General features: G+C 44.8%; 1 protein-coding gene and 1 pseudogene. Both read right to left on the bottom strand.

The features are described from left to right. A pseudogene (locus tag LD39_RS14230) lies at positions 1-1,160 on the bottom strand (excinuclease ABC subunit UvrA); the annotation flags it as partial. Between the two features lie 7 nt (positions 1,161-1,167). Beyond that, a partial coding sequence (uvrB, locus tag LD39_RS14225; RefSeq protein ID WP_035548361.1) for an excinuclease ABC subunit UvrB occupies positions 1,168-2,572 on the bottom strand: 1,405 nt, incomplete at its 5' end.

Raw genomic sequence — 2,572 nt, 5'->3', positions numbered from 1 at the left:
TCCCTATAACGGCGGGAGATGTTCGGAATGACCCCTTCAAAATAGATTTCATTTTCTCTTACTTTTCCAAAGTCGTTCTCATAGCGAAAATATACTTTTTCATCTCCGCTTCCATAGAGGACTCTCTCCATCTGTTCTTTAGGCAAGTCCTTGATCGGCTTATTCATATCGATTCCGTAATGATCGGCGACGCTCTTCAATAATTGGGGATAATACTGTGAGCTTGTCGGTTCCCATGGGGCAATGGCGTGATCCTTCAACGAAAGATTCCAATCAGGGATGACCAGATCAATATCCACTTCAAGCTGCGTACCCAACCCATCACAGCGGCTGCATGCGCCGTATGGACTGTTGAATGAGAACATACGAGGTTCAAGTTCACTTACAGAAAAGCCGCAAATCGGGCAAGCATGGTGCTCACTGAACATCAGCTCTTCATCATCAATAACGTCAACGATCGTATGTCCGCCACCAAGATTCAGGGCTGTTTCGATCGAATCAGATAAACGGCCTTCTACACCATCTTTAACGACAATTCGGTCTACAACCACTTCAATCGAGTGCTTTTTATTTTTATCAAGATTTATTTCCTCGGAAATCTCACGCATCTCTCCATCGACACGCAACCGAATATACCCTTCTTTTTGAAGCTGCTGGAATACCTTCACATGCTCGCCTTTACGTCCTGAAACGACAGGAGCGAGAATTTGAAGTTTTGTGCGCTCAGGGTATTCCATCACACGGTCCACCATTTGCTGGACAGTCTGTGAACTGATCTCAACTCCGTGTTTCGGACAAGTCGGACGTCCGATCCGGGCAAAGAGCAGGCGTAAATAGTCATAAATCTCTGTGACTGTTCCTACGGTCGATCTCGGGTTACGGCTCGTTGTTTTCTGGTCAATGGAAATAGCAGGTGATAAACCTTCTATCGAATCAACATCCGGCTTGTCCATCTGACCTAAAAACTGGCGGGCATAGGCACTTAGCGATTCGACATATCGACGCTGTCCTTCTGCGTAGATCGTGTCGAACGCTAATGATGATTTTCCTGACCCGGACAAACCTGTCATAACTACGAGCTTATTTTTCGGAATATCAATATCGATATTCTTTAAATTATGGGCTCGTGCTCCTTTGATACTGATATGCTTACTGGCCATTGTACAATCATCCCTCCGCTTTTAATTCCAATAAAACATCTCGTAATTCGGCCGCTCGTTCGAAATCGAGATCGCGGGCCGCTTGTTTCATTTCGGTTTCTAAATTGTCGATCATTTCCTGACGCTCTTTCTTTGTCATTTCGGAAGGCTTCTTCGTAGCTTCATAATTGCCTTCTTCTTCAGCAACAGCTGTTGCTTTAATAACGTCTCTGACTTCCTTCTTAATGGTAGTCGGTGTAATGCCGTGTTCTTCATTATAAGCAATCTGCTTTTCACGACGTCTGTACGTTTCATCAATCGCGAACTGCATGGATTTTGTCATTTTATCAGCATACATGATCACACGTCCGTTCTCATTACGTGCAGCTCGTCCAATCGTCTGGATAAGAGAACGATCAGAACGTAGGAACCCTTCTTTATCAGCATCTAAAATAGATACTAAGGACACTTCTGGAATGTCGAGGCCTTCCCTCAGTAAGTTGATTCCGACAAGCACATCGTATTTGCCGACACGAAGGTCACGGATGATTTCAATGCGCTGCAAAGTCTTAATTTCTGAGTGAAGATAAGCCACTTTGATTCCAAGTTCTTTCAAGTAATCTGTCAGGTCTTCAGACATCTTCTTCGTCAATGTTGTCACAAGGACGCGCTCATTCTTTTCATTCCGTTTATTGATTTCACCTACAAGGTCGTCGATTTGACCATGAATTGGACGGACATCAATTTCCGGATCCAACAATCCTGTAGGTCGAATGATCTGTTCCGTCATCTTAGGAGTATGTTCTAATTCATAAGGACCTGGTGTCGCGGAGACGTAGGTGGCTTGATTAACTTTCTCCTCGAACTCAGGAAATTGAAGCGGGCGGTTATCCATGGCCGATGGTAAACGGAACCCATGGTCAACAAGTACTTGTTTACGTGCTCTGTCTCCGTTGTACATTCCTCTCACCTGGGGGAGTGTCACGTGAGACTCATCCACCATGATCAAGAAATCATCGGGGAAATAATCCATTAGAGTATATGGGGTCGCCCCAGGCTCTCTGAACGTCAAATGACGGGAGTAGTTCTCAATCCCGGAACAAAAACCCATTTCCCTCATCATTTCTAAATCATAGTTTGTTCTTTGTTCAATTCGCTGAGCTTCGAGAAGCTTATCCTGGTCTTTTAGTTCTTTCGCACGCACTTCTAGTTCTTTTTCGATGTTCTCGATCGCTTTTTTCAACTTTTCTTCTCTTGTTACGAAGTGTGATGCCGGGAAAATGGCAACATGCTCGCGGTCTCCGACAATCTCACCTGTCAAAACGTCAACTTCCCTGATACGATCAATTTCATCTCCGAAGAACTCGACACGGATTGCGTGCTCTTCTCGAGAGGCAGGAATGATTTCGACTGAATCTCCGCGCACACGAAAC

Source organism: Halobacillus sp. BBL2006, assembly GCF_000786645.1.
GTDB lineage: Bacteria > Bacillota > Bacilli > Bacillales > Halobacillaceae > Halobacillus.
This window is presented reverse-complemented; position numbering and strand designations above follow the sequence as displayed.